This is a genomic window from Saccharomonospora azurea NA-128, from assembly GCF_000231055.2.
GTDB lineage: Bacteria > Actinomycetota > Actinomycetes > Mycobacteriales > Pseudonocardiaceae > Saccharomonospora > Saccharomonospora azurea.
Window position 1 is genome coordinate 2,012,165 of the sequence record NZ_CM001466.1, and the last position, 26,161, is coordinate 2,038,325.

Consider the following 26,161-nt stretch of genomic DNA (forward strand, 5'->3'; position numbering starts at 1 on the left):
GCCTCCGGACCAGCCCGACAAGCGGCAGCGCGGCGAAGGGCGTCCCCAGCCACCGGCCAGGCGCGGTCGGCGAGTCCCGCCACCTCCGCGTGGTGACGAGCCCTCACGGGGCGAGCCACCACCACGCGGACGGCAGCCGGGCAGGCCGCGACGCGACGTTCCTCGGTCCGATCCTCGCGGAGGCGGTCCTCGTCGGGGCAACCCGCGTGGAGACAATCCGCCGCGGCGGGGGCGGCCGTGGGACGACGAGCGTCCCTGACCGCCCCTCAGCGGTCGTTCGACGGCTCCGAGGTCACCGGACGCCGCTGCGGATCTTCTCGTCCCTCAGCTCGCGAGGCAGGGCGAACGTGATCTTCTCGTTCGCCGTGGTGACCTCCTGGACGTCCTCCCACCCGCGCTCGGCGAGGTAGTCCAGCAGCTCGAACACGAGCACGTCGGGAACGGAGGCACCGCTGGTCACACCGACGGTCTCGACGTCACGCAGCCATTCCTCGTCGACCTCGCTGGCGTAGTCGATGAGGTGGGCGTCCTTGGCTCCGGCCTGGAGAGCCACCTCGACCAGACGCTTCGAGTTGGACGAGTTCTCCGACCCGACCACGAGCACGAGATCACACTCGGCGGCCATGGCCTTGACGGCGAACTGCCGGTTGGACGTCGCGTAGCAGATGTCGTCGCTCGGCGGATCGGCCAGCTCGGGGAAACGCTCCTTGAGCTGGCCCACGCGCTCCATGGTCTCGTCGACGCTGAGGGTGGTCTGCGACAGCCACACGACCTTGGACGGGTCACGAACCGTCACCTTGTCGACGTCGTCGGGGGTGTCCACGAGCTGCACGCGGTCGGGAGCCTCACCGGCCGTCCCCTCGACCTCCTCGTGGCCCTCGTGGCCGATGAGCAGAATGTCGTAGTCGTCGCGGGCGAACCGGTTGACCTCCTTGTGCACCTTCGTCACCAGCGGGCACGTGGCGTCGATGGTTTGAAGGTTGCGTTGGGCGGCCTCTTCGTGCACCGCCGGTGACACACCATGAGCGGAGAAGACCACGAGTGCGCCCTCGGGCACCTCGGACGTCTCGTCGACGAAGATGACGCCGCGTTCTCGCAGCGTGTCGACCACGTGCTTGTTGTGCACGATCTCCTTGCGGACGTAGACGGGGGCGCCGTACTTCTCGAGGGCCTTTTCCACCGTGACGACCGCCCTGTCCACGCCGGCGCAGTAGCCGCGAGGGTTGGCCAGCAGGACGCGCTTGCCGTTGGGGGCGGGGCTCGATGCACTCATGGGCCCCAGGGTACGGGAGACCTCTCCGCGCTTGCTGTCGACGATCTTGTGGGACGACCGACACGCGCCGAGCATCCGTTTGGGCCGGAGGACGCGGGTGCGGCAGGCTAGACGTATGAGACATGTCCCGTTCCCGCTCCGGGTAGCCGCCGGCCTGGCCGTGACCACGGCCGAGCGGGTGCGTGGGTTGCCCAAGACGCTCGTCGAACTGCCCGTCACCGTGGCCAGTCAGGCGCTGCAACTCTCCATGCGCGTGCAGCAGGAGATCACCGAGTTGGCGATCAAGGGCGACGACGCGCTGTCGGCTCTGCGCCGCCCCGAGGAGACGCCCGAGTGGGCCACCTTCGACGAGGACGTCAGTGACCTCGACGACCTCGACGACCTCGACAACCCCGACGACCTCGACCGCAACGGCCGCAACGGGGCCGCACCCGGCTCCCCCGCGGCGGCGACCGGCACAGCACAGGACCTCGGCGTGGAGGACCCGTGGGCGGAGGAGGAGCTCGCTCTCGCCGGTGAGCACACCGACGGCGAGTTCGACAGCCCCGCCACGCCCGCAGCTCCGGGCGGCCTGGAGAACTACGACGAGCTGACCCTGCCTCGGGTCCGGGCCCGGCTGCGTTCGCTGTCGCTGGCCCAGCTGGAGGAGCTCCTCACCTACGAGCGGGAGCACGAGAACCGCCCGTCGTTCGTCGGGATGCTGACCCGGCGCATCGCCAACGTGCGCCAGGCCGGGGGCTCAGCGGACGGTGAGTAGCAGCACCGAACGCTCCCGCGCGAGCACACCGGCCTCCACCTCCGAGAACCCGTGGCCCGTACGCACGGTGGCCCGCAAGATCGCCGACTGGATCCATCGCCTCGGCGCGGTGTGGGTGGAGGGCCAGGTCACCCAGATCTCGGCCCGTCCCGGCACCCAGACGTCGTTTCTGACACTGCGCGATCCCGCCGCCGACGTCTCGATGACCGTCACCTGCCCGGCGAGGCTGCTCCGCTCCATCGAACCGCCGTTGCGGGACGGGGCCAGCGTGGTCGTGCACGCTCGGCCGACGTTCTTCCTGGGCCGCGGGACGCTGAGTCTGCGTGCCGACGAGATCCGCCCCGTGGGTATCGGCGAGTTGCTCGCGCGGATCGAGCGGCTCCGCAAGCTTTTGGCGGCGGAAGGGCTGTTCGCGCCCGAGCGCAAGCGGCCGTTGCCGTTCCTGCCGAAGGGTGTCGGCCTGATCACCGGACGCGCCTCCGCGGCCGAACACGACGTGCTGGTCAACGCCCAGGCACGGTGGCCCGCCGTGAAGATCAGGGTCCTCAACACCGCGGTGCAGGGCGCGCGGGCCGTGCCGCAGATCGTGCGCGCCCTGTCGACGCTGGACGCCGATCCCGACATCGACGTCATCGTCATCGCCCGGGGCGGGGGCAGCGTCGAGGACCTGTTGCCGTTCTCCGACGAGACGCTGTGCCGAGCGGTGGCCTCGGCGGGCACGCCCGTGGTGAGCGCGATCGGGCACGAACCGGACTCCCCGCTGCTCGACCTCGTCGCCGACCGACGTTGTTCGACGCCGACGGACGCGGGCAAGACCGTCGTCCCGGACGTGGTCGAGGAGACGGCGCGCATCCACCAGCTGCGCGACAGGGCCCGGCGGGCCCTGCACGGCTGGGTGGACACGCAGTGCCGGCTGCTGGACCAGATTCGCAGCAGGCCGTCGCTCGCGGATCCGTTCGGACCGATCGAACGCCGTGCGGCCGAGATCGAGACGCACGTGGAGCGTGGCCGGCGGGCGATTCTCACGACGCTCACCCACGAGCAGTCGGCGCTGGCGTCGGCGCGGGCGCGCCTGGCCGCGCTCGGGCCGTCGGCCACGCTCGAACGGGGCTACGCGGTCGTGCAGTACACCGACGACGCGGGCGAGCTCCGGGTGCTCCGGTCGGTCACCGAGGTGGGCGACGGCGCGCCACTGCGGGTGCGGCTGGCCGACGGCGCCGTGCACGCGGTCGTGCGCGAACCCGAGCCGTGAACGACGTCCGGGCCACCCGCCCGGCAGCGCGGTAGTGTGCGGCTCGACCCCGCGACCGGCTGACGAGCGAGACGAACCGACGAGCGACGAGACGAGCAGAGTGAACGAACCGAACGACGACGAGCTGACCGACCTCGGTTACGAGGAAGCCCGAGACCAGCTGATCGAGGTCGTGAAGGGCCTCGAAGCCGGTGGGCTCTCCCTGGAGGAGTCCCTCGCGCTGTGGGAGCGCGGGGAGCGACTCGCCCGGCTGTGCGAGCGGCACCTCGACGGCGCTCGCGAGCGCATCGAAGCGGCCCTGGCTACCGTGGAGAACACAGACGCAGACGCCGAGGACGCGCAGGAGAACGGATCGGACGCGGGCTAGCCGCCACCCACCATGGCGCCGACTGGTCACGTCGCGTGATCTCGGTGACAGAAGCGTGGGCTGGGCGTGGGCGTCGCACCCGTTTGATGCCTTACTCAGGGCAGGAAGCGTCGATCGACACCATCGGGAGGCACCATGACCGCCGCCAGCCAGCCAGCACGCAACCCGCGTCGAGGTGAGGCACCGGACCGCAACCTCGCGATGGAGCTCGTCCGGGTCACCGAGGCGGCGGCGATGGCCGCGGGCCGGTGGGTCGGCAAGGGCGACAAGAACGCGGGCGACGGCGCGGCCGTCGACGCGATGCGCCAGCTCATCGGCACAGTGTCGATGCGGGGTGTCGTCGTGATCGGCGAGGGCGAGAAGGACGAAGCGCCCATGCTGTTCAACGGCGAGGAAGTCGGCAACGGCGACGGCCCCGACTGCGACGTGGCCGTCGACCCCATCGACGGCACGACGCTCATGTCGAAGGGCATGCCCAACGCGCTCGCCGTGCTGGCGGTGGCCGAACGGGGTGCGATGTTCGACCCGTCGGCCGTGTTCTACATGGAGAAGCTCGCCGTGGGCCCGGAGGCCGCGGGCACCGTCGATCTGTCGGCACCGATCGCGGAGAACATCCGCCGGGTGGCGAAGGCGAAGCAGAGCAGCGTGTCCGACGTGACCGTGTGCATTCTCGACCGGCCGCGGCACGACCAGATCGTCAAGGAAGTGCGCGAGGCGGGCGCGCGGATCCGGTTCATCAGCGACGGCGACGTGGCGGGTGCCATCGCCGCGGCGCGTCCCACCACGGGCGTCGACCTGCTGCTGGGTATCGGCGGTACCCCGGAGGGCATCATCGCCGCGTGCGCGATGAAGTGCCTCGGCGGTGAGTTGCAGGGTCGGTTGTGGCCCAAGGACGACGAGGAACGTCAGAAGGCGATCGATGCCGGGCACGACCTCGACCGGGTGCTCAGCACGGACGACCTCGTCCGCGGTGACAACGTCTTCTTCTGCGCGACGGGCGTGACCGACGGCGACCTGCTGCGCGGTGTGCACTACCGGTCCGGTGGGGCGACGACGCAGTCCATCGTGATGCGGTCGAAGTCGGGCACCGTCCGGATGATCGACGGGTACCACCGGCTCACCAAGCTGCGTGACTACTCGTCCATCGACTTCGACGGCAGCAGCGAGGACGAGGTCCCGCCGCTGCCCTGACATTCGGGCGTACGCCTCAGACGTCGGTGGAATGGCCCGGGAAGAGTTTCGCGCTCGGGTCCAGCGCCACGGCGATGTTGTTGACGGCGGTGGCGGCCTCCCCGAACCCGGTGGCGATGAGCTTCACCTTGCCCGGGTAGGCCGCCACGTCCCCGGCCGCGTAGACCCGCTCGCGCGTGGTCTCCATGGTGGTGTCGACGCGGATCGCGCGGCGCTCGATCGACAGGCCCCAGCTCTCCAGCGGCCCGAGGTCGGCGGTGAAGCCGAGCGCCGCCACCACCGTCTGCGCGGGCAGCGCGAGCCGCGTGCCGTCCCGCAGCTCCACGTCGATCTCCGCCAACGCGCCGTCCGCGTCGCCCCGCAAGGCGGTGACCTCCGCGTCGGTGATCACCCGCACGTTCTCGGCGTACGCCTGGCGCACGATGGAGTCGGCGGCCCGGAATCGCGACCTGCGGTGCACGAGGGTCACGCTGGCCGCGATGGGCCGCAGCGCGAGCACCCAGTCGAACGCCGAGTCGCCGCCGCCGACCACCACGACGTCCTGACCGGCGTGCGCGTCGAGCGCGGGCACGAAGTGCACGAGTCCCCGGCCGAGCCAGCCCTCTCCTGCGGGGAGCGGCCGCGGGCTGAACTGGCCGATGCCCGCGGTGACGAGGACCGCTCCGACCCGGATCGACGTGTCGTCGTCCAACCCGATGCGCAGGCCGCCGTCCTCGTCGTGGAGTTCCTCGGCCCGCCTGCCGAGCAGGTAGGTCGGGTTCCACTGGCTCGCCTGTTCGAGGAGTCCCTTCACGAGGTCGCGGCCGCGGATGGCGGGAAAGCCCGCGACGTCGTAGATCATCTTCTCCGGGTACATGGCCGTCACCTGGCCGCCGACCTCGGGCAGCGAGTCGACGACCACCGTGCTCAGGCCGCGGAAGCCCGCGTAGTACGCGGCGTACAGGCCCGTGGGGCCCGCCCCCACCACGAGCAGGTCGGCCGACATGTCCTCGGGCGTGCTCATCGCACCGCCTTTCCGCCGCCGACGGCTGCGGCGGCTGCAGTGGGCAGTGGTGATCCTAGTGCGTCACGCCATGCGGCGACGACCGTCGAGCTGGGCCAGACTGGCGTTATGGCTGAACAGGAGTACCGGATCGAGCACGACACCATGGGCGAGGTCGCCGTTCCCGCCGACGCGCTGTACCGCGCGCAGACCCAACGCGCCGTCGAGAACTTCCCGATCTCCGGGCGTGGTCTGGACCGCTCGCAGATCCGTGCGCTGGGGCTCGTGAAGGCGGCCGCCGCACGTGTCAACGCCCGGCTGGGGGTGCTGGACGGCGAGATCGCCGCCGCCGTCGCCGCGGCCGCCGACGAGGTCGCCGAGGGCAAGCACGACGAGCACTTCCCCATCGACGTGTTCCAGACCGGGTCCGGTACCTCCTCGAACATGAACGCCAACGAGGTGATCGCGACGCTGGCCTCGCGTTCACTGGGCCGTGACGTGCACCCGAACGACCACGTCAACGCGTCGCAGTCGTCGAACGACACCTTCCCCACCACCCTCCGCGTCGCCACCACGGAGGCCGTGCTCACCGAGGTGGTGCCCGCGCTGGACCACCTGGCAACCACGATCGAGCAGCGCGCCGCCGAGTGGCACGGCGTCGTGAAGTCCGGTCGCACGCACTTGATGGACGCCGTGCCGATCACCTTCGGCCAGGAGGCGGGCGCGTGGGCCGCGCAGGTGCGGTTCGGCATCGAACGGCTGCGCAGTGGCCTGCCGCGACTCGCGGAGTTGCCCATCGGCGGCACCGCGGTCGGTTCGGGCCTCAACGCGCCCGCGGGTTTCGGCTCGGCCGTGGCCGACGAGCTCGCGAAGGTCACGGGCCTCCCGCTCACGGAGGCTCGGGACCACTTCGAGGCGCAGGCCACGCAGGACGGGGTGGTGGAGACGTCCGGACACCTCCGGACGGTGGCCGTGTCGCTCAACAAGATCGCCAACGACCTGCGCTGGCTGGGTTCGGGACCGCGGACCGGGCTCGCGGAGATCGCGCTGCCCGACCTCCAGCCCGGTTCGTCGATCATGCCGGGGAAGGTCAATCCCGTGATCTGCGAGGCCACGCTGCAGGTGGTGGCGCAGGTCATCGGCAACGACGCGGCGGTCGCGTTCGCGGGCTCGCAGGGCAACTTCCAGCTCAACGTCAACCTGCCCGTGATCGCGCGCAACGTGCTCGAATCGGCCCGGCTGCTCGCCGCGGTGTCGCGGCTGCTGGCGGACAAGGTGATCGCGGGGCTGACCGTCAACGTGGAGACCGCACGGGCGTACGCCGAGGGCTCCCCCTCGATCGTCACACCGCTCAACGCCTACCTCGGGTACGAGGAAGCGGCGGCGGTGGCCAAGCAGGCGCTGGCGGAGCTGCGTCCGATCCGGGACGTCGTGATCGAACGCGGGCACGTGGCGAGCGGCAAGCTCACCGAGCAGCAGCTCGACGAGGCGCTCGACGTGCTGAGGATGGCCCGCGGCAAGCGCTGACGCGGGCGACGCATGTCCGGTTCGCGACACGACGAGGACGGCTTCGGGGTGGGACGCCGCGCGGCGGCCGCCTCGCTGTCGCGGGCCGCGCTGGCGGCCACGCTCCTCGTGGTCGGGTACTTCCTGGTGCCGCTGGAGCGGGCCGACCCCGCCACGTGGACGTGGCTCGCGATCGCGCTCACGGTGTGGGCGGTGGTCTGCGTGCGCCAGGTCCTCGCGGTGATCTCCTCGCCCACGCCACGGCTGCGGGTCGTCGAGGCGTTGGGTCTGACGGTGCCGCTGCTGCTCGTCGTCTTCGCGCTCACCTACGCGGCGTTGGGCCGCGTCGACGCCGCCGCGTTCACCGAACCGCTCGACCGGATGGACGCCCTGTACTTCACGGTGACGGTCTTCGCCACCGTGGGACTCGGCGACATCGCCCCCGTCAGCACCACCGCGCGGGTGGTGACGACGTTGCAGATGGTGCTCGGACTGATCGCCGTGGGGCTCATCGCCCGGGTTCTGTTCGGGGCCGCGTCCCTCGCCTCCCAGCGCCGCGACAGTGAGCACCCGAAACCCGAGGAACGGTGACGGTCAGGGCCGTCGAGGTCGCGCCCGCACGTGCATCCGCTCGCCCTGCGGGCCGAAGAGGCTGAGGAACTCGACGGGGTACGGCCCGGCGCAGCCGAACCAGTGCGGAAGGCGCGTGTCGAACTCCGCCGCCTCACCGGTCTTCAACACGATGTCGTGCTCGGCGAGCACGAACCGCAGACGCCCGTTGAGGACGTACAACCACTCGTAGCCCTCGTGGGTCTTCGGGTCGGGTTCGGTCTCGGACGGGTCGATGACGATCTTGTAGGCCTGTAGTCCTCCGGGGTTGCGGGTCAGCGGCACGATCGTGCGCCCGTCCTGCCGTAGCGCCCGCATCGGGACGCGCGGGTCCTCGACCGGTGGCGCGCCGACGAGATCGTCGAGCGACACGCGGTGTGCGCGCGCGATCGGCAGCAGTAGTTCGAGGCTCGGCCGGCGTTGTCCCGACTCCAGTCGCGACAGCGTGCTCACCGAGATTCCGGTGTCCGCGGAGAGTGCGGAGAGCGTGTAGTTGCGTTCCTTCCGCAGACGACGCAGCCGCGGCCCGACCGCCGTGAGGGCGTCCTTCATTCATCCATTGCAGAAGCGGCAAAGCACTTTGTCAAGGGTGCGAATCGGGTGGCGGGTCAACTCACACCGACGAGGTGGCGTGCGACGTCCTTGGCAGTGCCGACCGCACCCGGCACGATGCCGAACGAGGCGGTGACCGCCGCGCCTTCCAGCAGCGTGAGCAGGGACGTCGCGAGCTTGCGCGGATTGCGCACACCGGTGTCCCGCGCGAGGACGCGCAGGTAGTCGAGCAGCCACTGCTTCTGCTCGCGGATCACCTCGCGCGCCGGATGGGCGGCGTCGGGCAGCTCCGCCTGCGCGTTGACGAACGGGCACCCGCGCGGGTTCTCCGTCGCGATCCACTCCTCCAGCGCGTCGAAGACCAACAGGATCCTGCGCGCGGGTGCGATCCTGCCCCGGCGCTCGACCACGGCCCGCACGTGCTCGCGGTAACGCTCGTCGCTGCGCCTCAGGTAGTGCGCGACGAGCGCGTCCTTCGACCCGAACCGGTCGTAGAGCGTCTTCTTCGTGACACCGGCCTCGCTCGCGATCGACTCGACACCGACCACGTGGATGCCGTTGTCGTAGAAGAGCCGGCTCGCGACGTCGAGCACCCGCTCGGCAGCCGGGGTCAGCGCGAGGTCCTCGGTCATACCGCGACGGTATACCGGTCGGTTTACCAGCGTCCAGGCGCGGGGGGGGGTGCCCGACGCGCGTCACCGCGCGCGGATGTCGGACTGCGGCGTGATGATGGCGGCATGCGGCTCCACGACGTCGTCACCGCCTCCGCCCAACTCGCGGCGACCCGGTCGCGCAAGGCCAAGACCACCCTGCTCGCCGAGCTGCTGAGCGGTGCGCCCGCCGACGAACTCGCCGCCGCCGTCGCCTTCCTGACGGGCGCGCCGACGCAGGGCCGGATCGGCGTCGGCTGGCGCACCCTCGTGGAGCTGCGCACGGACCCGGCCGAGAATCCGGAGTTGACCGTCGGCGAGGTGGACCGGACCCTCGCCGAGCTTGCGACCACGAGCGGCAGCGGGTCGGCCCAGCGCCGTGCGACACTCCTGCGGTCGTTGCTGTCACGCGCCACCGCCGAGGAGCAGGACTTCCTCTTCCGCCTGCTCACGGGCGAGCTCCGGCAGGGTGCGCTGGAGGGCGTCATGGTCGAGGCCATCGCCACCGCCTCCGGCGTCCCCGCCGCCGCGGTGCGCCGCGCGTTCATGCTCTCGGGCAGCCTGCCCCACACCGCCCGCGCCGCCCTGTCCGGCGGCGTGGCGGCGTTGGGGGAGTTCCGCCTGGAGGTCGGCAGACCACTGCGTCCCATGCTGGCCTCGCCCGCGGAGTCACTCGACGACGCCCTGAACGCGCTGGCCGCCGTGTCCGTCGAGTACAAGCTCGACGGCGCGCGCATCCAGGTGCACCGCCGGGGGGACGACGTCGCCGTCTACACCCGCACGCTGCGCGACATCACCGCCCACGTCACCGAGCTCACCGACCTCGTCCGCGGCCTGCCCTGCACGTCGGTCGTGCTGGACGGCGAGACGCTCGCGCTGAACGACGACGGCAGACCGCGTCCGTTCCAGGAGACCATGTCGCGCTTCGGCACCACGAGAGACGAGCAGGTGCACGCCCTGCTGCTGCGCCCGTACTTCTTCGACTGCCTCCACCTCGACGGTGCCGACCTGCTCGACGCTCCTCTGCGCGAGCGTCAGGCCGCGTTGCGCACCGTCGCGGGCGAGCACCTCGTCCCCGGCGAGCACGATCCCGACGACCCCGACGCAGTACTCGCGGCGGCACTGGACGCCGGTCACGAAGGCGTCGTGGTGAAGGACCTCGAATCCCCCTACGCCGCGGGCCGACGCGGCCGAGCGTGGCTGAAAGTGAAACCGGTGCACACGCTGGACCTCGTCGTCCTCGGCGCCGAATGGGGCCACGGACGACGCCGGGGCTACCTGTCGAACCTCCACCTCGGGGCGCGCGACCCCGACGGCGGACCACCGATCATGGTGGGCAAGACGTTCAAGGGCCTCACCGACGAGCTGCTGGCCTGGCAGACCCAGGAACTACCGCGACACGAGAGCCGGCGCGACGAGCTGACCGTGTACGTGCGGCCGGTGCTCGTCGTCGAGATCGAACTCGACGGCGTGCAGACCAGCACCCGCTATCCCGGCGGCGTCGCACTGCGCTTCGCCCGAGTGCTGCGGTACCGGCCGGACAAGGACGCCGCCGAAGCCGACGACATCGGCGCCGTACGCGCCCTGCTTCCCGGTCACCGGCCCGCCTGAATCCCGACACGAACCGGCCGGTGCCTCTAAGCTGGAGCCTCGTGCGGTTCCTCGAAGGCCACCGGCCTGCTCACGACCTGACCTACGACGACGTCTACCTGCTTCCCACCCGCTCGGCGGTGGAGTCGCGATTCGACGTCGATCTGTCCACCGTCGACGGCACGGGCACCACCATCCCGGTCGTCGTCTCCAACATGACGGCCGTCGCAGGCCGTCGCATGGCCGAGACCGTGGCCCGCCGGGGCGGGCTGGTCGTGCTGCCACAGGACGTCGACCCCGAGGCGGTCGCGGACATCACCGAGTGGGTGAAGCAGCGGCACACCGTGTGGGACACCCCGCTGGTCCTGCACGCCGGGGACGCGGTGGCCGACGCGCTGAACCTGGTGGGCAAGCGCGCCCACGGCGCCGTGGCCGTCGTCGACGGCGACGGCAAGCCCGTCGGCATCGTCACCGAATCGGCCTGCGCGGGAGTCGACCGCTTCGCGCGCCTCACCGAGGTACTCGAACGCTCGGTGCTGACGGTGCCGCTCGACACACCGCCCCGCGAGGTCTACGAGCGCCTTCACGAGCGGGGCGAGAACCTCGCGCTCGGCATCGACGCCGAGGGACGGCTCGCGGGCGTGCTCACACAGGTGGGGGCGCTGCGGGCGGGAATCTACGACCCCGCGGTCGACGCCGACGGACGGCTGCGCGTCGGCGCGGGCATCGGAGTCAACGGCGACGTCGCCGCCAAGGCCGAGGCCCTGCTGAGCGGCGGGGTCGACGTGCTGGTCGTCGACACCGCCCACGGCCACCAGGAGAAGATGCTGGCCGCTCTCAAGGCCGTGCGCTCGGTGTCGCCGGCGGTGCCGGTGGTGGCGGGCAACGTCGTCACGGCGGAGGGCACGCGCGACCTGATCGAGGCCGGAGCCGACGTCGTCAAGGTGGGCGTCGGACCGGGCGCCATGTGCACCACCCGCATGATGACCGGCGTCGGCAGGCCCCAGTTCTCCGCCGTCCTCGACTGCGCCGCCGCCGCGCGCGACCTGGGCAAGCACGTCTGGGCCGACGGCGGAATCCGGCACCCCCGGGACGTCGCCCTGGCCCTCGCCGCCGGAGCGTCGGCGGCCATGGTGGGTTCGTGGTTCGCGGGCACCTACGAGTCGCCCGGCGACCTGCGCTACGACGAACACGGCAGGCCGTACAAGGAGTCGTTCGGCATGGCGTCCAAGCGAGCGGTGACCGCGCGCACCCGTTCGGACAACGCCTACGAGCGCGCCCGCAAGTCGCTGTTCGAGGAGGGCATCTCGTCGTCGCGGATGGCACTCGACCCGCAGCGGCCGAGCGTGGAGGACCTGCTCGACTCCATCACCGCGGGAGTTCGCTCGGCGTGCACGTACGCGGGCGCCGAGAACCTGGAGCAGTTCCACCAGCGCGCCGTGCTCGGCGTGCAGTCGGCCGCCGGCTTCGCCGAAGGCCGCCCCCTCCCCGCAGGCTGGTGACCCACCCAGCGTGTCCGCGAGTTACGCACGCGTGTCCGCGCCCCACGTACGCGTGTCCGCGCCTCCCGTACGCCGGGTGGGTCCGGCTCCGTACCGGAAGTGCGAACACGCGTTCACAGCTCGCGGACACGGCGACGTAACTCGCGGACACGTGCGTGCAGGCTGCGGACACGAGACGGTGCGTCTTGTGTCCGCAGCCTGCGTCGGATCAGGTCAGGCGTGGTTCTCCAACATCTCCGTGACGAGCGCGGCGATGGGCGAACGTTCGGAGCGGGTCAGCGTGACGTGTGCGAACAGCGGATGGCCCTTCAACTTCTCGATCACCGCCGACACGCCGTCGTGCCTGCCGACGCGGAGGTTGTCGCGCTGCGCCACGTCGTGTGTCAGCACCACCCGCGACGCGCTGCCCAGCCGCGACAACACGGTGAGCAGCACGTTGCGCTCCAGCGACTGCGCTTCGTCCACGATCACGAACGCGTCGTGCAACGACCGGCCCCGGATGTGCGTCAGAGGCAGCACTTCGAGCATGCCCCGGTCGAAGACCTCGTCGATGACCTCCTGGCTGACCAGCGCGCCCAGCGTGTCGAACACCGCCTGCGCCCAGGGCTGCATCTTCTCGCTCTCGGTGCCCGGCAGGTAACCCAGGTCCTGCCCACCCACCGCGTACAGCGGACGGAACACCACCACCTTGCGATGCATGCCGCGTTCGAGGACGGCCTCCAGGCCCGCGCAGAGCGCGAGCGCCGACTTCCCGGTGCCCGCCCGGCCGCCGAGCGACACGATGCCGACGTCGGGGTCCATCAGCAGGTCGAGCGCGACCCGCTGTTCCGCCGACCGCCCGTGCAGGCCGAACACCTCGCGGTCGCCCCGCACCAGCCGCACCCGCTTCTCCGGGGTCATCCGCGCCAACGCGCTCGTGGTTCCCGCCAGCAGCCGCAGCCCGGTGTTGCACGGCAGCTCGGACGCCTCGGGCCTGCCGAAGTCGCCCAGGTCGATCTCCCCCGACGCGAAGAGGGAATCGATGGCTTCCGCCGGAACGTCGAGGTCGGCCATCCCGTTCCAGCCCGACGGTGCGACCTCCTCCGCGCGGTACTCGTCGGCGGGCAGGCCCACCGCGCCGGCCTTGACCCGCAGCGGGATGTCCTTGGTCACCAAGGTCACCGAGGGCTGCTCGGTGGCGAGGTTCAGCGCGCACGCGAGGATGCGGTGGTCGTTCGAGTCGGTGCGGAATCCGGGTGGGAGCACCGTCGGGTCGGAGTGGTTCAGCTCGACGTGCAGCGATCCGCCGTGGTCCCCGATCGGCACCGGCGCGTCGAGCCGACCGTGCGTGCGCCGCAGGTCGTCGAGCAACCTCAGGCTTTCCCTGGCGAACCACCCGAGCTCCGGGTGATGCCGTTTCCCCTCCAACTCGTTGATCACGACGATCGGCAGCACCACGTGGTGCTCGGCGAACCGGGTGAGCGCCCACGGGTCCGACAGCAGCACCGAGGTGTCGAGCACGAAGGTGCGGGACGTTCGGTCGCCTGTGTCGCCTGATTCGGAGCCTCCGTCAGCGCTCGAAGCGCGGACGGGCGAGCGGCCGGAGTCGTTTCGGGGCACACGCTGCGCAGTCACGACGGCATCTCCCTCAGGGGCGTCGGCACCACGCCCCACACTCGCTGGGGCCGGGCACTGCCCTGGCTGGTCGCCGGCTCCGACACCGCTCGGTGTCAGGGCGTGCGGCCACGAGGGCCCGGTGCCGGCCCCCTCGTGCGCGTCGAAAGCGGCTGCGCGGTTCGCGTCGCCGCATTGCGTTTCACTGCCACGACCAGGGCCTCCCGTGGCGACTCACCTGGCTTCGTGGGCCGCCACTTCGGAAGCTACCTGCGACACCGGTTTCACGCAGGCAGCCAGCTAGGTGATTCGGTTGCGTCCTGACTCACGTTTCGTGAGCAGCCTCGGCCACGCCCGGGTGAAGTCAGAGCGAGTTCACCGGGTTCTCACACACCGTTTCAGGCGCCGTAGCGGCGGTGGCGTACCGCGAAGTCGCGCAGCGCGCGCAGGAAGTCCACGCGCCGGAACGCGGGCCAGTAGGCCTCGGTGAACCAGAACTCGGAATGGGCCGACTGCCACAGCAGGAACCCGGACAGGCGCTGCTCGCCGGAGGTCCGGATGATCAGGTCGGGATCGGGTTGACCCGACGTGTACAGATGTTCGGAGATGTGGTCGACGTCCAGCGTCTCGGCGACCTCGTCGAGGGTCTTGCCTTCGTCGGCGTGCTGCCGCAGCAACTTGCGCACGGCGTAGGCGATCTCCTGCCGGCCGCCGTACCCGACGGCGACGTTGACGATCACGCCGCTGCGCCCGTCGGTGCGCTGCGCGGCGGCGGTGAGCCGGGCCGCGACATCGGTGGGCAGCATGTCGAGGGCGCCCACGATCGACAACCGCCACGGGTTGCCGGGCCTGGCGAGCTCGTCGACGACGTCCGGGATGATCTCCAGGAGCGCGGCGACCTCTTCGTTCGAGCGGTTGCGCACGTTGTCCGTCGACAGCAGCCACAACGTGACCACCTGCACGTTCGCCTCGCGACACCAGGTCAGGAAGTCGGCGATCTTTCGCGCACCGACCCGGTGGCCACCGTTGACGTCGGTGAACCCGGCCTCACGAGCCCAGCGACGGTTGCCGTCGAGGATGATGCCGATGTGGCGCGGGTGCCGTCCGGCAGCCTGCTGCTTGAGCCGCCATGAGTACACCGTGTAGACAACGCGGGAGAGGATCGAGCGAAGACTCACAGCAGGGGAGACTACGCCTGGCGGCGAAGTGACTTTCGCTGTACTCCCACGCCCGGCGGTGTGCGGGCGAACCTACGGTTTCGTAGCCTTTCTTCCGTGAGCGTAGTGATGGACGAGCAGACCGACCCGACTCCGACCGTGGACACCCGACCCCGCCTGCGAGGGCACATCCACTTCTGGAGCTTCTTCGGAGCGGTCGCCGCCGGTGCGACCCTCATCGCCCTCGCCGCCTCCACCGTGTCCGGACTGGCCGCCCTGGCCACGTCCGTCTACGGGGTGACCGTGCTCGGCGTGTTCGGGGTGAGCGCGCTGTACCACCGGCGGCTCTGGAGCCCCCGCGCGTACGCGTGGATGAAACGTGCCGACCACTCCATGATCTTTTTGTTCATCGCGGGCACGTACACGCCGTTCACGCTGCTGGCGATGTCGCAGCCGACCGGCTACATCGTGCTCGCGGTGGTGTGGGGCGGCGCGATCGCGGGTGTCGCACTGAAGATGCTCTGGCCGACCGCACCCCGCTGGCTGGGCGTGCCCATCTACATCGCCCTCGGCTGGGTGGCGGTGTTCGTACTGCCCGAGCTCGCCGCCAACGCCGGAGTGGCGGCGCTGGTGCTGCTGCTGGTCGGCGGCGTGCTGTACACGCTGGGCTCGGTGTTCTACGCGACCCGCTGGCCCAACTACTGGCCCCAGACCTTCGGCTACCACGAGTTCTTCCACGCCTGCACCGTCGCCGCGGCGATCACGCACTACATCGCGATCTGGCTGGCGATGTACTCCTGACGGCCGGGTGGCCGTGACTCCTGCCTGAGCGACGGGGCCACGGCCGCCGGGTCCGTCAGTCCACCACCGCGTAGGCCTCGACCTCGACGAGCACGTCGGGCTCGAACAGGTAGCTGACACCGATGACCGACAACGGCGGCAGCGGGCGGGGAATCCCCAGTTCGTCCGCGACCTCGTCGATGCCCGCGAGGAAGGCGTCCATCTGCTCGGGCTCCCACCCGACGACGAAGAAGCGCAGCCTGACGATGTCGGAGAACGTCGCACCGGCACCGGCGAGTCCACGCGCCGTGTTCCGCAACGCGTGCGCGAGCTGCCCGGTCAGGTCGCCCGGCGCAAGACGATGCGCGTCGGCGTCCCGGTTGATCTGACCAGCCACGTGGACGTGTCTCGAACCGGTCGCGATCGAGACGTGGTGATACGGCACGGGCTGGAACATGCCGTCGGGAGTCGTCAGTTGCACGGTCATCGAAGTTCCCTTCTTCTAGGTATACGACGGATACCTGGTGCACGAAGGGAACTTCAACGAGACTAGGTTTCGTGCAGGAAACCACCCCGGCCGCCCCGGAACACCCGCAGATCACCGCCGAGCACCGCGAACTGCTGGACCAGCTGCTCGACAAGTGGTCGCTGATGGTGCTCGACAAACTGTGCGAAAGGCCTCGACGGTTCAACGAGCTCCGTCGCGCCATCCCGGTGATCACGCAGAAGTCGCTCACGGCGACCCTGCGGCGGCTGGAGCGCAACGGGATGGTCGCGCGTGTCGTCGTCGCCACGCGCCCCGTGGCCGTCGAGTACCGCATCACGCCCCTGGGCGCGACGCTGCAGGACCTCATCGACGCGCTCCTGGGGTGGACGTCCGTGAGCCTTCCCGAGGTTCGGCGAGCCCGCGCCCGGTTCGACGGCGACGGCTGAGCCGGGCAAGGGCTCCCGACTCGGCTACAGGGTGTGCCAGGTCGCCGCGAAGGTCCTCGCCAGGTTCGCCGGGGTCCCCGAGAGGCGGTACAGGTTCTGCTGCCCGTCGGCGAACACGCAGATCCTGCCCTCGTCACGGATGTCGATCACGGACAACGGTCGGCTCCGCAGCGGGCGACCGTCCGACGTCGTGCCGGCGTAGACCTGGTGCACCGCTTCGCGGGGCGCCTTCAACTGCCGTTCGAGCTCCATCTCCGGACTCAGGTCCGCGGCGAACATGTCGTGGTTCTCGGCCCGCACGTCGAACGCCTGCCGCGTGGTGCGCAGGTCCGACACCGGCGCGGGCGGGAAGTCGGGCAGCTCGCTCACGAACTCCTCGACGAGGCGTCGCTCCTCGATCGGCACGATCGCGACCGCCTCACCCCGCACCTGCATCGCCACCGCGTCACCTCCGGCGGCGGCCACGAGGAACTTCCGGTCACGGCCGGGGTCGTCGACGTAGGTGCTCCAGCAGTACAGTTCGCGGCTCGGCGAGGCCAGGATCCGCAACACGACGCGGAAGTCGCGGGTGAGCAGGTCCTCGCGGGCCAGGCCGAGACCGGCCAGCTCGCGGAAGCATCGACACGTGAACTCGCCGCGCTCGGCCTGCGGAACGTACAGGTCGGAGGCGCCCAACACCGGATGCGGGTCGCCGAGCCCCTCCAGCTCCCACACGTGCAGCAGCATCGCCCGCGGAAGTGCGATCGGGCGGGACAACACGGTCGTCACGGCTACCCGCCGATGGTCGGGGGCGCGACGATGTTGCCCGTGACCGGGTCGCGCAGCGCTTCGCCGTCTTCGGTGAGCGCGAACGCCTCGTCGGTGGACTGCACGTACTGGCGCTGGTGTTCCTCGTCGCCACCGCCCTGGCCGCCACGACCGGCCCCGCCCATGGCACCCATGGGCATCCCGCCGCGCGCACCGGCCGCGCCCGCCGCACCACCGGCGACACCGCCCGCCACGGGACCGCCGCCGGCCGGGCCGAACGGCGCTGCTCCCACGGTGCGACCCACGCCGGGCGCACCCGGCCCACCGGGTGCCGGACCTCCGCCGGGCATTCCCTTGGCGCCTCCGCCCATTCCGCCCATACCGGGAGCGGAGAAACGGCCGCCGCCCCCAGCCGGACCAGCCGATCCGGGACCGCCACCCGCACCGGGACCGAATCGGACCGGCGTACCGCCGGGGCCGAAGGTCGGCGCGTGGTACGGGTTGTTGCCGCCGGGCCCGACGTTGGTGCCCGGGCCGAAGCTCGGAGGAGTGGAGTAGTTCGGCGCGGCCGCCGCGGGACGGCCGATGTCAGGTGTCACGTACCCGGACGCCGACGTGCTGGAGCTGGGCTGCGGCGAGCCCGTCAGGTGCGGCGTCGAGTAACCCGGCGTCGGACCCGCGGTCGGTCCCGACGTCGACATCGGGCCGCCGGTCGTCACCGGCTGGCTGGACGACGGGGAACTCGAGCGCGACGACGTGGGTTCGTCGAAGGTCCGGATCCCGGTGCCGGCGTCCTTCGCAGCGCTGGACTTGTCCCGCTCGATCTTCCCGAGCTCGCCGTCGAACGTGTCCAGGGAACCGAAGTCCGTCACCACGTGCTGTTGCGCCGACTGCATGGTCTGCTCGTAGCTCTGGTAGATCTGGCGGGCTCGCTCGACGTCGGCCTTGTGCTGGTTGATCTGGTCCTCGGTGTCGGTGTCCCACGGCGTCAGGACGTCGATGACGTCACGCTCCGGTGGCTTCTCGGCGACCGGTGGCAGTTCCCGCTTGATGGTGTCGAACGTGTGAGCGCCGTCGGTGTACACGCGTGCGTTGGAGGCGTACACCTCCGCGGACGTCTGCGTCGCCTGGGCACCCATACGGATCTTGTTCGCGGCCGCGTCGGCGCCCGCCCCCGCCCAAGAGCTCTCCAGAACCTGCAGCATCCTCCTGCTGCGATCACTCGCCTCGTGGTGAGCGTTGACGATCACCTCGGCCTTGCTGGCCGCCTCATGCCATTTCGACGCGTCCCCCTCATGCACGCGACGCACCAATTCGTGAACCGGAAGGACCCCCATGTCGGCCAGAATCTTCGGAACGACCGCGTCCGCGAAGTTCTTTCCGATCCCGTCGAACAACCCCACCGTCTACTCCCCCGCTTTGGCCTTCAGATTCCCCACAACCATCTCGGCGACCTTCTCCGCCGGAACGCACGAGTCGACGCCCTCGGCTTCCTTCTCGGCGCTCAAGCCAACGGTCGACGTGATCGAGTACTCGTCGGCCAATCCCACAGCCACAGTGCAGACGCGGTCATTCTCACTTGCTTTGAAGGCCACCGCAGGGAAGCCACCGACGGAAGCCAGCTCACGAAAGACCTTCACCTGCGGTTTTGTGTTCGCATACTGCGCACTGAGCCCGGCCCGTGAGACCGTGCTGAACCCGATCTGCATTCCGCCGAGGCTTTCCACGTTCCCCCAATCGCAACCTGGGCCCACCTGTTCCAGGTCGCTCGGGGAACCTGTTGAAGCCCCTGACCCCAGCGCTTGCTGCACCTGCTCCGGCGTAAGCACGTCACATGGGTGATCGGACAAGGCCGACTCCGGCAACGGATCTACGACTGCTGGCGCACCACTGTGCGGCAACGCCGGATCACTCGGGACGCTCTGCGAGGTCGGGCCACCGGACGCGGATACCGAATAATTCGACGCCGGCCCCTCACCAGGCGACTCTTCCGAACAACTGGCGACCGTAAGTGTGAGAAGACCGACGCTCAGCACTGCAGCCACGCGCTTCATCAAATGAAACCCCCACCAGAATCGGCCTCGCCACCGGAGGTACTGACATCCCGTTCTGCTTCATCGTCGGAGTCTTGGTACATACCAAGTGCCTTGCCCAGTGCAAAGGCAAGGCCTCGGTAGAAATCTGCTTCGGCCCTGACATGCTGGGCTCCGGAATCGAACGCTTGGTTCCCGACGTTGTTGAAGCCGATACTCGCCGGGTCTTCAGCGGGCGGTCGAGTTTCGCGGAGGCGATCCGCCTCGAACACCTGGCGATCCAGCTCCCACGCCAGATCTGCCGCTTCCCTGTACAGGCCTTCGGCGGTGTCGGCGTCGAGTTCGAAACCGCCTCCGCCCGCGCCGGGCGCGGAGGCTTTGCCGTCCACGATGAAGTTCGTGTTCCGCCACAGGCTCGCCATGCTCGCACCGACCGCGGCACCGCCGGGCGCCATCGACAGGCCCACCTGGGCGGCCTCGACAGCGAAGTCGCCAGTTCCCCTGCTGGCTTCCACCACTGCTCGTCCCCTTGCACTCTGCAACAACCGACGAGCATCGTAGCGTCATCTCCCCCTTACCGGCGGGGAACGGACAAACTCACCTATCGTCACACTCCGCCACGATCAAGTCCCCCAAACGGCGCACGCGTGTTCGCACTTCAGCCGTACGGGAAGTGCGAACACGCGTGCGTAGCTCGCGGACACGATGTTCTGGGTCAGCGGGTCGACAGAGCTTCGTCCTGTCGGTCCTTCGAATCGCCGGGCAGGAACCGGGGGTCGTCCGGGTTCTCGGTGCGCAGCGCCTTGTACAGGCCCCACATGATCAGCACCATCACCACCGAGAACGGCAGTCCCATGACGATCGTCGCATTCTGCAACGTCGTCACCCCGCCAACGATGAGCATTCCCAGCGTCAGCAGGCCGATGACGATCGACCAGAACACGCGCAGCCACGGCGCCGACTCGCTGGTGGGCTTCGGCAGCCTCGACGTGAGGTTGCTCAGCACGAGCGCCCCCGAGTCCGCCGAGGTCACGTAGAACAGCAGCCCCACCACCGTCGCGAGGCCCGCGCTGAACGTGATGCCCGGGTACTGCGCCAACAGCGAGTAGAAGCCCTGCTCGGGCGCGTTCGCCGCGTTCTGGCCGAACTCGGCGTTGCCGTCCCGCACCAGCTTCAACGCGCTGTTGCCGAACACCGACAGGAACGCGGCGGTGAACAGGAACGGGATGATCAGCGTGGCCGCCACGAACTGCCGGATGGTGCGCCCGCGCGAGATCCTCGCCAGGAACAACCCCACGAACGGCGCCCACGCGATCCACCACGCCCAGAAGAACAGCGTCCACGCGTTGAGCCAGTCGGTGGGCCGGTCGTAGGCGAAAGTGTTCAGCGTCATCTCGGAGAAGCCGCTGAGGTAGTCGCCGATGTTGAGGACGAGCCCGTTCAGCAGGTACACCGGGTCGCCCACGAACAGGATGTACACCATCAGCACCAGCGCGAGCACGACGTTGATCTGCGAAAGCCGCTTGATGCCCTTGTCGACGCCCGAGACCGCCGACACCGTCGCCATCAGCACGGCCAGCGCGATGAGCCCGATCTGGGCGGCCGTGCCCTGCGGGACGCCGAACAGGAAGTACAGCCCGAAGTTCAGCTGCACGACGCCAATGCCCAGCGACGTGGCGATGCCGAACACCGTGCCCAACGCGGCCGCGATGTCGACGGCGTGGCCCGCCCGGCCGTGGATCCGCTTGCCGATCAGCGGGTACAGGGCCGAGCGGATGGCCAGCGGCAGACCGCGACGGTAGGCGAAGTAGCCGAGGGTCATGCCCATCAGCGCATACATCGCCCAGCCGGTGATGCCGTAGTGGAACAGCGCCCACACCACGGCGTCCTTCGCGGCTTGCAACGACTCCGGGGCACCCTCGGGCGGGTCGAGGTACTGCGTGACCGGTTCGGAGACCGAGAAGAACATCAGGTCGATCCCGATACCGGCGGCGAACAGCATCGCGCCCCACGTGAACAACTTGTAGTCCGGTGTGGACCCCGGTGGGCCGAGCGTGATGCGGCCGTACTTCGACACCGCCACGAAGATCACGAACACGAGGAACGCCGTGGCGAGGAGGATGTAGTACCAGCCGAGCCCCTCGGAGACCCACCCGACGACCACACCGATGGTGTCGCCCGCGTGCGAGGGGGCGATGATGCCCCAGATGGCGATCACCAGGATGATCGCCGCGGAGCCGACGAGCACCACGTAGTTGATCGAGCTGCTGTCGTTCTCGGGGTCAGCCTGGAGATCGTTGCGTTGATCGCCGCTGTCGGACATGACCGTCACCCCTCGTCACCGGCCCGGGTGTGCCGGTAGTACGGCACATCCGCCGGCGGCAGCGGGGTGTTGCCCCGGATCAGGTCGGCGGCCTTCTCGGCGAGCATCATCACGGGCGCGTAGATGTTGCCGTTGGTGAGGTAGGGCATGGCGGACGCATCGACGACGCGGAGGTTCTCCGTGCCGTGCACGCGCATGCTCGTCGGGTCGACGACGGAGCGTTCGTCGGTGCCCATGCGTGCCGAGCACGACGGGTGGTAGGCGGTCTCGGCGTCCCGGGCGACCCAGTCGAGGATCTCCTTCTCGGTTTGCACCGTCGGTCCGGGCGAGATCTCCCCGCCGTTGAACTCGTCGAGCGCGGGCTGCTTCAGGATCTCGCGCGCGACGTGGATGGCCTCGACCCATTCCCTGCGGTCGTTCTCGGTGGAGAGGTAGTTGAACCGCAGCGCGGGCTTCGCCTTGGGATCGACCGACTTGATCTTCACGCTGCCGCGGACGTCCGAGTACATCGGTCCGATGTGGACCTGGTAGCCGTGGGGCGTGTCGATCTGCGTGCCGTCGTAGCGGACGGCGATCGGCAGGAAGTGGAACATCAGGTTGGGGTAGTCGACGACGTCGTTGCCCCGGACGAAGCCACCGGCCTCGAAGTGGTTGGTCGCCGCGGGCCCGGTCCGTCCGAGCAGCCACTGCAGACCGATCTTGGGCCGGTTGCGCAGCTTGAGCGCCGGGTTGAACGTCACCGGCTGCTTGGAGGCGTGCTGCACGTAGACCTCGAGGTGGTCCTGGAGGTTCTCGCCGACACCGGGCAGTTCCTGGACGGTCGGGATGCCCAGGGGGTCGAGGTGCCGCGGGTCGCCCACGCCCGAGAGCTGCAGGATCTGCGGCGTGTTGATCGCTCCACCGCAGAGGATGACCTCGCCGCCGTAGATGTTCTCCGGCTTGCGGCCGAGCCGGGTCGCCGACACGCCGATCGCCTTCTTGCCGTTGAACAGCACCTGGTTGACGTGCGTCAGCGTCTGTACGGTCAGGTTGCGACGGTGCTTGACCGGGTGCAGGTACGCCCGCGAGGCCGACCAGCGACGGCCGTTCTTGATGTTGCGGTCGAACGCCGCGAAGCCCTCCTGGCGGTAGCCGTTGACGTCGTCGGTCAGCGGGTAGCCGGCCTGCTGCGCCGCTTCCAGGAATGCGCCGAACAGCGGGTTCTTGATGGGGCCGCGCTCCAGCCAGAGCGGACCGTCGTCGCCGCGCCAGTCGTCACCGCCCGCCTGGGTGTTCTCCATGCGCTTGAAGTACGGCAGGCAGTGGGCGTAGTCCCAGGTCTCCATGCCCGGGTCGGACGCCCACCGTTCGAGGTCCATCGGGTTGCCGCGCTGGAAGATCATGCCGTTGATCGAGCTCGACCCGCCGAGCAGCTTGCCGCGGCCGTGGTACACGCGACGACCGTTCATGTAGGGCTCGGGTTCGGACTCGTACCGCCAGTCGTACAGCGGGTTGCCGATGACCATGGTGAGCGCCGCGGGCATGTGGATCAGGATGTCCCAGATCCAGTCGGAGCGGCCCGCCTCCAGCACGAGAACGCTGGTGGACGGGTCGGCGCTCAACCGGTTGGCCAGCACGCACCCGGCCGACCCACCACCCACGATGATGTAGTCGTACCTTCGTGCCACTGCTTCATCCCTCCTTGGGCGCGCCGGAGAACCAGCGCATCGGTGCCGGGTCGATGTTGTGGTAGATGTGCTTGGCCTCGCGGTACTCGTCGAGGCCGGTCGGGCCGAGCTCTCGCCCGACGCCGGACTTGCCGAACCCGCCCCATTCGGCCTGAGGCAGGTACGGGTGGTAGTCGTTGATCCAGACGGTGCCGTGCCGCAGTGCGCCCGCGACCCGCTGTGCGACGGAGGCGTCGTTCGTCCACACGGCACCGGCGAGGCCGTACTCGGTGTCGTTGGCGAGGCGGATCGCCTCGGCCTCGTCGTGGAAGCGTTCGACGGTCACGACGGGACCGAACACCTCTTCGCGCACCGCGGTCATGTCACGCGTGCAGTCGGCGAACACGGTGGGGCGCAGGAAGAAGCCGTTCGCGAGTTCTGGTTCGGACGGACGTCCGCCGCCGGCGACGAGCCGCGCGCCCTCGGCGATGGCCTGCTCGATGTGGCGTTCCACCTTGGCCCGGTGCTCGGCCGAGACGAGCGGTCCGCACTCGGTGGCGTCGTCGAGGCCGTTGCCGAGCCTGATCGCGTCGGCTCGACGACCGAGTTCGGCGACGAACTCGTCGTAGATTCTGTCCTGCACGATGAGGCGCGCACCCGCCGAGCAGACCTGTCCCGAGTGGACGAACGCGGCGGCGAGCGCGTAGTCGACCGCGGTGTCGAAGTCCGCGTCGGCGAAGACGACGTTCGGGTTCTTCCCGCCGAGCTCCAGGGCGACCCGCTTCACGCCCTCGGCGGCCATCGCCATGATCTTCTTCCCGGTGGCCAGACCGCCGGTGAACGACACGAGGTCGACGGCGTCGTGGCGCACCATGGCGGCGCCCACGGTCGCACCGTCGCCGAGTACGAGGTTCACCACGCCCCGCGGGACGCCGGCTTCCTCCAGCAGCCCGACGAGCGTGATCGTCGTCAGGGGTGTCACCTCGCTGGGCTTGATCACCATCGTGTTGCCCGCCGCGAGCGCGGGTGCGATCTTCCAGCAGATCTGCAGCAGCGGGTAGTTCCAGGGCGCGATGAGCGCGCACACGCCGACGGGCTCGTAGACGATACGGCTGACCACGCCGGGGTCGCCGGTGTCGACGACCCGGCCCGCGTCGGCGTCGGCGAGGCCTGCGTAGTAGCGGAAGACGTTCGTGACGTCGTCCACGTCGATGCGGCCCTCGGCCAGCGTCTTGCCGGTGTCGATGCTCTCCTGCCGGGCGATGTGCTCGCGGTCACGCTGGAGGAGCTCCGCCACCCGCCGCAGGAGGTCGCCGCGCTCCCGGGCCGGAGTGGCGGGCCACGAGCCCTCGTCGAACGCCCGTCGTGCGGCGTTGACGGCGGCGTCGACGTCCTCCGGGCCGGCCTCCGACACCGTGGTCACGGTGCTGCCGTCGTAGGGGTTGAGCACGGCGCGACCGCCGCTCGACGTCGTCGCCTCGACCCAGGCGCCGTCGATGTAGAGGTCTCTCATCAGGCGGGTTTCCCACTCTCCATAGGCACGTGGTCCAGACCACTTGGATTTATGTACAGCGGTACATGTTATATGTACTCGCGTACATAGTGAAGGTCGAGCCGGTCACACACCGTCTGACGTGGTGTGTTGTCATAGCCGGGACCTGTGTGGGAGGGGGCAGCGCATGACCGCGCAACAACCTGTGGCGCGCAAGCGCACACGTGGTCCGAACGACCCGGACCGTCGCAACCGGATCGCGCGCGCGGCCATCGCCGTCATCGCCCGACGCGGTATCAACGCGCTCACTCACCGTGCCGTCGCGGCGGAGGCGGGCGTGCCGCTCGGCTCCACGACGTACCACTTCGCCACGCTCGACGACCTCATCGCGAGCGCCCTCGACGAAGCGGCGCGACGCAACGTCTCCGCACTCCGGGAATGGGACGCGACACTGCCCGCCGACGTGGACCTGGCGGCGGCACTGGCGAAGATGGTGCTGGACTCCGTGACCGAGGAGCGCGCCAACACGATCGCGGAGTACAACCTCTACGCGCTCGCGCTCCAACGCCCCAGCCTGCGACGCGCCGCCGTCGCGTGGGACGACGCGCTCGCCGAGCTGTTCATCGCCCGCACCGACCCGCTGACCGGCAAGCTCCTGGCGACGCTCACCTGCGGACTGATGATGCAGGCCGTACTCGGCGCCACACCCCCACAGCTCGACGACGTGGAGGCGTTGTACCGGCGCGCACTGAGCATGGCCGGCTCAGAGAGCTGACATCGCACCCGGCCGACCGCGCGTGGTCGGCCGGGTGCGCAACGAGACGAGCCGTCAGCGGTCGACGGCCATCTCCCCGAGCTCGGACCACCCGTCCTGGTCGACGGTGGTGTTCACGATGCGCGGGGTCTCGGCGAGGTACTGCGGCAACTTCTGCTGGGCGGCCTTGAAGTGGTCGGACTGCACGTGGGCCGCGCCCGCCTCGTCGTCCCGGAACGCCTCCACCAGCACGTACTCGTTCTCGTCGTCCAGGCTGCGCGACCAGTCGAACCACAGGCAGCCCGGCTCGGCGCGGGTCGCCTCGGTGAACTCGCGCGAAATCTCCGGCCACGCGTCGGCGTGCTCGGGAAGGATCCGAAACTTGGCGGTAATGAAAATCATGACGCTCCTGACGTCGGAGGGACTCACTCATCCGCGATGCTAGGAGCTCACCGCCCGGCCGGCACGGCCC

The 26,161-nt window shown here is 69.7% G+C and carries 26 protein-coding genes; 11 read left to right on the forward strand and 15 right to left on the reverse strand.

The genetic code is table 11. From position 1 onward, the window contains the following. Window positions 1–292: 292 nt before the first annotated feature. Entirely contained in the window at window positions 293–1,273 is a 981-nt protein-coding gene (locus SACAZDRAFT_RS09125) for a 4-hydroxy-3-methylbut-2-enyl diphosphate reductase (RefSeq protein WP_040927721.1), read from the reverse strand. A 115-nt stretch (window positions 1,274–1,388) separates the two neighbouring features. On the opposite strand from SACAZDRAFT_RS09125, the gene SACAZDRAFT_RS09130 reads away from it, so the two are divergent. From SACAZDRAFT_RS09130 to glpX, 4 genes are all read left to right on the forward strand, one after another. After that, window positions 1,389–2,030, forward strand: coding sequence for a lipid droplet-associated protein (locus SACAZDRAFT_RS09130; protein WP_040927722.1), 642 nt, complete (start codon window positions 1,389–1,391; stop codon window positions 2,028–2,030). Further along, a complete protein-coding gene (xseA, locus tag SACAZDRAFT_RS09135; RefSeq protein WP_005440880.1) occupies window positions 2,023–3,282 on the forward strand; it encodes an exodeoxyribonuclease VII large subunit in 1,260 nt (419 codons plus the stop codon). The genes SACAZDRAFT_RS09130 and xseA overlap by 8 nt, the downstream gene beginning before the upstream one ends. Window positions 3,283–3,382: 100 nt before the next feature. After that, window positions 3,383–3,649, forward strand: a complete 267-nt coding sequence (locus tag SACAZDRAFT_RS09140; RefSeq protein WP_005440881.1) for an exodeoxyribonuclease VII small subunit — start codon at window positions 3,383–3,385, stop codon at window positions 3,647–3,649. A 135-nt stretch (window positions 3,650–3,784) separates the two neighbouring features. After that, a complete protein-coding gene (gene glpX / locus SACAZDRAFT_RS09145; protein WP_005440883.1) occupies window positions 3,785–4,840 on the forward strand; it encodes a class II fructose-bisphosphatase in 1,056 nt (351 codons plus the stop codon). Between the two features lie 16 nt (window positions 4,841–4,856). Here glpX and SACAZDRAFT_RS09150 read toward each other — a convergent pair whose 3' ends face one another. Continuing rightward, complete coding sequence (locus SACAZDRAFT_RS09150; RefSeq protein ID WP_005440884.1) at window positions 4,857–5,843, reverse strand: NAD(P)/FAD-dependent oxidoreductase; 987 nt, start codon at window positions 5,841–5,843, stop codon at window positions 4,857–4,859. A gap of 108 nt (window positions 5,844–5,951) precedes the next feature. Here SACAZDRAFT_RS09150 and SACAZDRAFT_RS09155 point away from each other — a divergent pair, with 108 nt between their 5' ends. Together SACAZDRAFT_RS09155 and SACAZDRAFT_RS09160 are read left to right on the forward strand one after the other, a co-directional pair. Next, window positions 5,952–7,349 carry a class II fumarate hydratase gene (locus SACAZDRAFT_RS09155; RefSeq protein ID WP_005440885.1) on the forward strand — a complete coding sequence of 466 codons (1,398 nt, stop codon included), beginning with the start codon at window positions 5,952–5,954 and terminating at the stop codon, window positions 7,347–7,349. A 12-nt stretch (window positions 7,350–7,361) separates the two neighbouring features. Next, window positions 7,362–7,919: a potassium channel family protein gene (locus SACAZDRAFT_RS09160; protein WP_005440886.1), complete on the forward strand. Its 558-nt coding sequence runs from the start codon at window positions 7,362–7,364 to the stop codon at window positions 7,917–7,919. A 3-nt stretch (window positions 7,920–7,922) separates the two neighbouring features. Here SACAZDRAFT_RS09160 and SACAZDRAFT_RS09165 read toward each other — a convergent pair whose 3' ends face one another. Both SACAZDRAFT_RS09165 and SACAZDRAFT_RS09170 read right to left on the reverse strand, forming a co-directional pair. Beyond that, entirely contained in the window at window positions 7,923–8,489 is a 567-nt protein-coding gene (locus tag SACAZDRAFT_RS09165) for a helix-turn-helix domain-containing protein (protein WP_005440887.1), read from the reverse strand. Between the two features lie 56 nt (window positions 8,490–8,545). Beyond that, the gene (locus tag SACAZDRAFT_RS09170; protein WP_005440888.1) at window positions 8,546–9,121 is read right to left on the reverse strand and encodes a TetR/AcrR family transcriptional regulator; all 576 of its coding nucleotides are present in this window, start codon (window positions 9,119–9,121) and stop codon (window positions 8,546–8,548) included. 105 nt (window positions 9,122–9,226) lie between these two features. On the opposite strand from SACAZDRAFT_RS09170, the gene SACAZDRAFT_RS09175 reads away from it, so the two are divergent. Both SACAZDRAFT_RS09175 and guaB1 read left to right on the forward strand, forming a co-directional pair. Beyond that, window positions 9,227–10,750 (forward strand): ATP-dependent DNA ligase, encoded by a 1,524-nt coding sequence (locus SACAZDRAFT_RS09175; RefSeq protein ID WP_005440889.1) that lies wholly within the window; start codon window positions 9,227–9,229, stop codon window positions 10,748–10,750. Window positions 10,751–10,791: 41 nt separating this feature from the next. Then, window positions 10,792–12,231, forward strand: coding sequence for a GMP reductase (gene guaB1, locus SACAZDRAFT_RS09180; RefSeq protein ID WP_005440890.1), 1,440 nt, complete (start codon window positions 10,792–10,794; stop codon window positions 12,229–12,231). Between the two features lie 213 nt (window positions 12,232–12,444). Here the strand turns inward: guaB1 and SACAZDRAFT_RS09185 are convergent, their stop codons facing one another. Together SACAZDRAFT_RS09185 and SACAZDRAFT_RS09190 are read right to left on the reverse strand one after the other, a co-directional pair. After that, a complete protein-coding gene (locus SACAZDRAFT_RS09185; protein WP_005440895.1) occupies window positions 12,445–13,845 on the reverse strand; it encodes a PhoH family protein in 1,401 nt (466 codons plus the stop codon). A 377-nt stretch (window positions 13,846–14,222) separates the two neighbouring features. After that, a complete protein-coding gene (locus SACAZDRAFT_RS09190) occupies window positions 14,223–15,002 on the reverse strand; it encodes an isoprenyl transferase (RefSeq protein ID WP_005440896.1) in 780 nt (259 codons plus the stop codon). A 108-nt stretch (window positions 15,003–15,110) separates the two neighbouring features. Between SACAZDRAFT_RS09190 and trhA the strand changes: the two genes are divergently transcribed. Then, the gene (gene trhA / locus SACAZDRAFT_RS09195; RefSeq protein ID WP_005440897.1) at window positions 15,111–15,782 is read left to right on the forward strand and encodes a PAQR family membrane homeostasis protein TrhA; all 672 of its coding nucleotides are present in this window, start codon (window positions 15,111–15,113) and stop codon (window positions 15,780–15,782) included. A gap of 55 nt (window positions 15,783–15,837) precedes the next feature. Here trhA and SACAZDRAFT_RS09200 read toward each other — a convergent pair whose 3' ends face one another. Further along, the gene (locus tag SACAZDRAFT_RS09200; RefSeq protein ID WP_005440898.1) at window positions 15,838–16,248 is read right to left on the reverse strand and encodes a RidA family protein; all 411 of its coding nucleotides are present in this window, start codon (window positions 16,246–16,248) and stop codon (window positions 15,838–15,840) included. Between the two features lie 71 nt (window positions 16,249–16,319). Between SACAZDRAFT_RS09200 and SACAZDRAFT_RS09205 the strand changes: the two genes are divergently transcribed. After that, complete coding sequence (locus SACAZDRAFT_RS09205; protein ID WP_005440899.1) at window positions 16,320–16,694, forward strand: winged helix-turn-helix transcriptional regulator; 375 nt, start codon at window positions 16,320–16,322, stop codon at window positions 16,692–16,694. A gap of 24 nt (window positions 16,695–16,718) precedes the next feature. Here the strand turns inward: SACAZDRAFT_RS09205 and SACAZDRAFT_RS09210 are convergent, their stop codons facing one another. The 7 genes from SACAZDRAFT_RS09210 to SACAZDRAFT_RS09240 form a co-directional block, all read right to left on the reverse strand. Then, window positions 16,719–17,462 carry an ESX secretion-associated protein EspG gene (locus tag SACAZDRAFT_RS09210; RefSeq protein ID WP_005440900.1) on the reverse strand — a complete coding sequence of 248 codons (744 nt, stop codon included), beginning with the start codon at window positions 17,460–17,462 and terminating at the stop codon, window positions 16,719–16,721. A 2-nt stretch (window positions 17,463–17,464) separates the two neighbouring features. Further along, complete coding sequence (locus SACAZDRAFT_RS09215) at window positions 17,465–18,844, reverse strand: hypothetical protein (protein WP_005440901.1); 1,380 nt, start codon at window positions 18,842–18,844, stop codon at window positions 17,465–17,467. A 3-nt stretch (window positions 18,845–18,847) separates the two neighbouring features. Continuing rightward, window positions 18,848–19,495: a DUF3558 domain-containing protein gene (locus SACAZDRAFT_RS09220; RefSeq protein WP_005440903.1), complete on the reverse strand. Its 648-nt coding sequence runs from the start codon at window positions 19,493–19,495 to the stop codon at window positions 18,848–18,850. Beyond that, on the reverse strand, window positions 19,495–19,992 hold the full coding sequence (locus tag SACAZDRAFT_RS09225; protein WP_040927723.1) for a hypothetical protein: 498 nt from the start codon (window positions 19,990–19,992) through the stop codon (window positions 19,495–19,497). Before SACAZDRAFT_RS09225 ends, SACAZDRAFT_RS09220 begins: the two co-directional genes overlap by 1 nt. 197 nt (window positions 19,993–20,189) lie before the next feature. Beyond that, entirely contained in the window at window positions 20,190–21,797 is a 1,608-nt protein-coding gene (betT, locus tag SACAZDRAFT_RS09230; protein WP_005440905.1) for a choline BCCT transporter BetT, read from the reverse strand. A gap of 5 nt (window positions 21,798–21,802) precedes the next feature. Then, window positions 21,803–23,464 (reverse strand): choline dehydrogenase, encoded by a 1,662-nt coding sequence (gene betA, locus SACAZDRAFT_RS09235; RefSeq protein ID WP_005440906.1) that lies wholly within the window; start codon window positions 23,462–23,464, stop codon window positions 21,803–21,805. 4 nt (window positions 23,465–23,468) lie between these two features. Continuing rightward, complete coding sequence (locus tag SACAZDRAFT_RS09240; protein ID WP_005440911.1) at window positions 23,469–24,956, reverse strand: aldehyde dehydrogenase family protein; 1,488 nt, start codon at window positions 24,954–24,956, stop codon at window positions 23,469–23,471. A 166-nt stretch (window positions 24,957–25,122) separates the two neighbouring features. Here SACAZDRAFT_RS09240 and SACAZDRAFT_RS09245 point away from each other — a divergent pair, with 166 nt between their 5' ends. Further along, window positions 25,123–25,710, forward strand: coding sequence for a TetR/AcrR family transcriptional regulator (locus SACAZDRAFT_RS09245; protein WP_005440912.1), 588 nt, complete (start codon window positions 25,123–25,125; stop codon window positions 25,708–25,710). A gap of 54 nt (window positions 25,711–25,764) precedes the next feature. Here the strand turns inward: SACAZDRAFT_RS09245 and SACAZDRAFT_RS09250 are convergent, their stop codons facing one another. Further along, window positions 25,765–26,091, reverse strand: coding sequence for a putative quinol monooxygenase (locus tag SACAZDRAFT_RS09250; RefSeq protein ID WP_005440914.1), 327 nt, complete (start codon window positions 26,089–26,091; stop codon window positions 25,765–25,767). Between the last annotated feature and the right edge of the window lie 70 nt (window positions 26,092–26,161).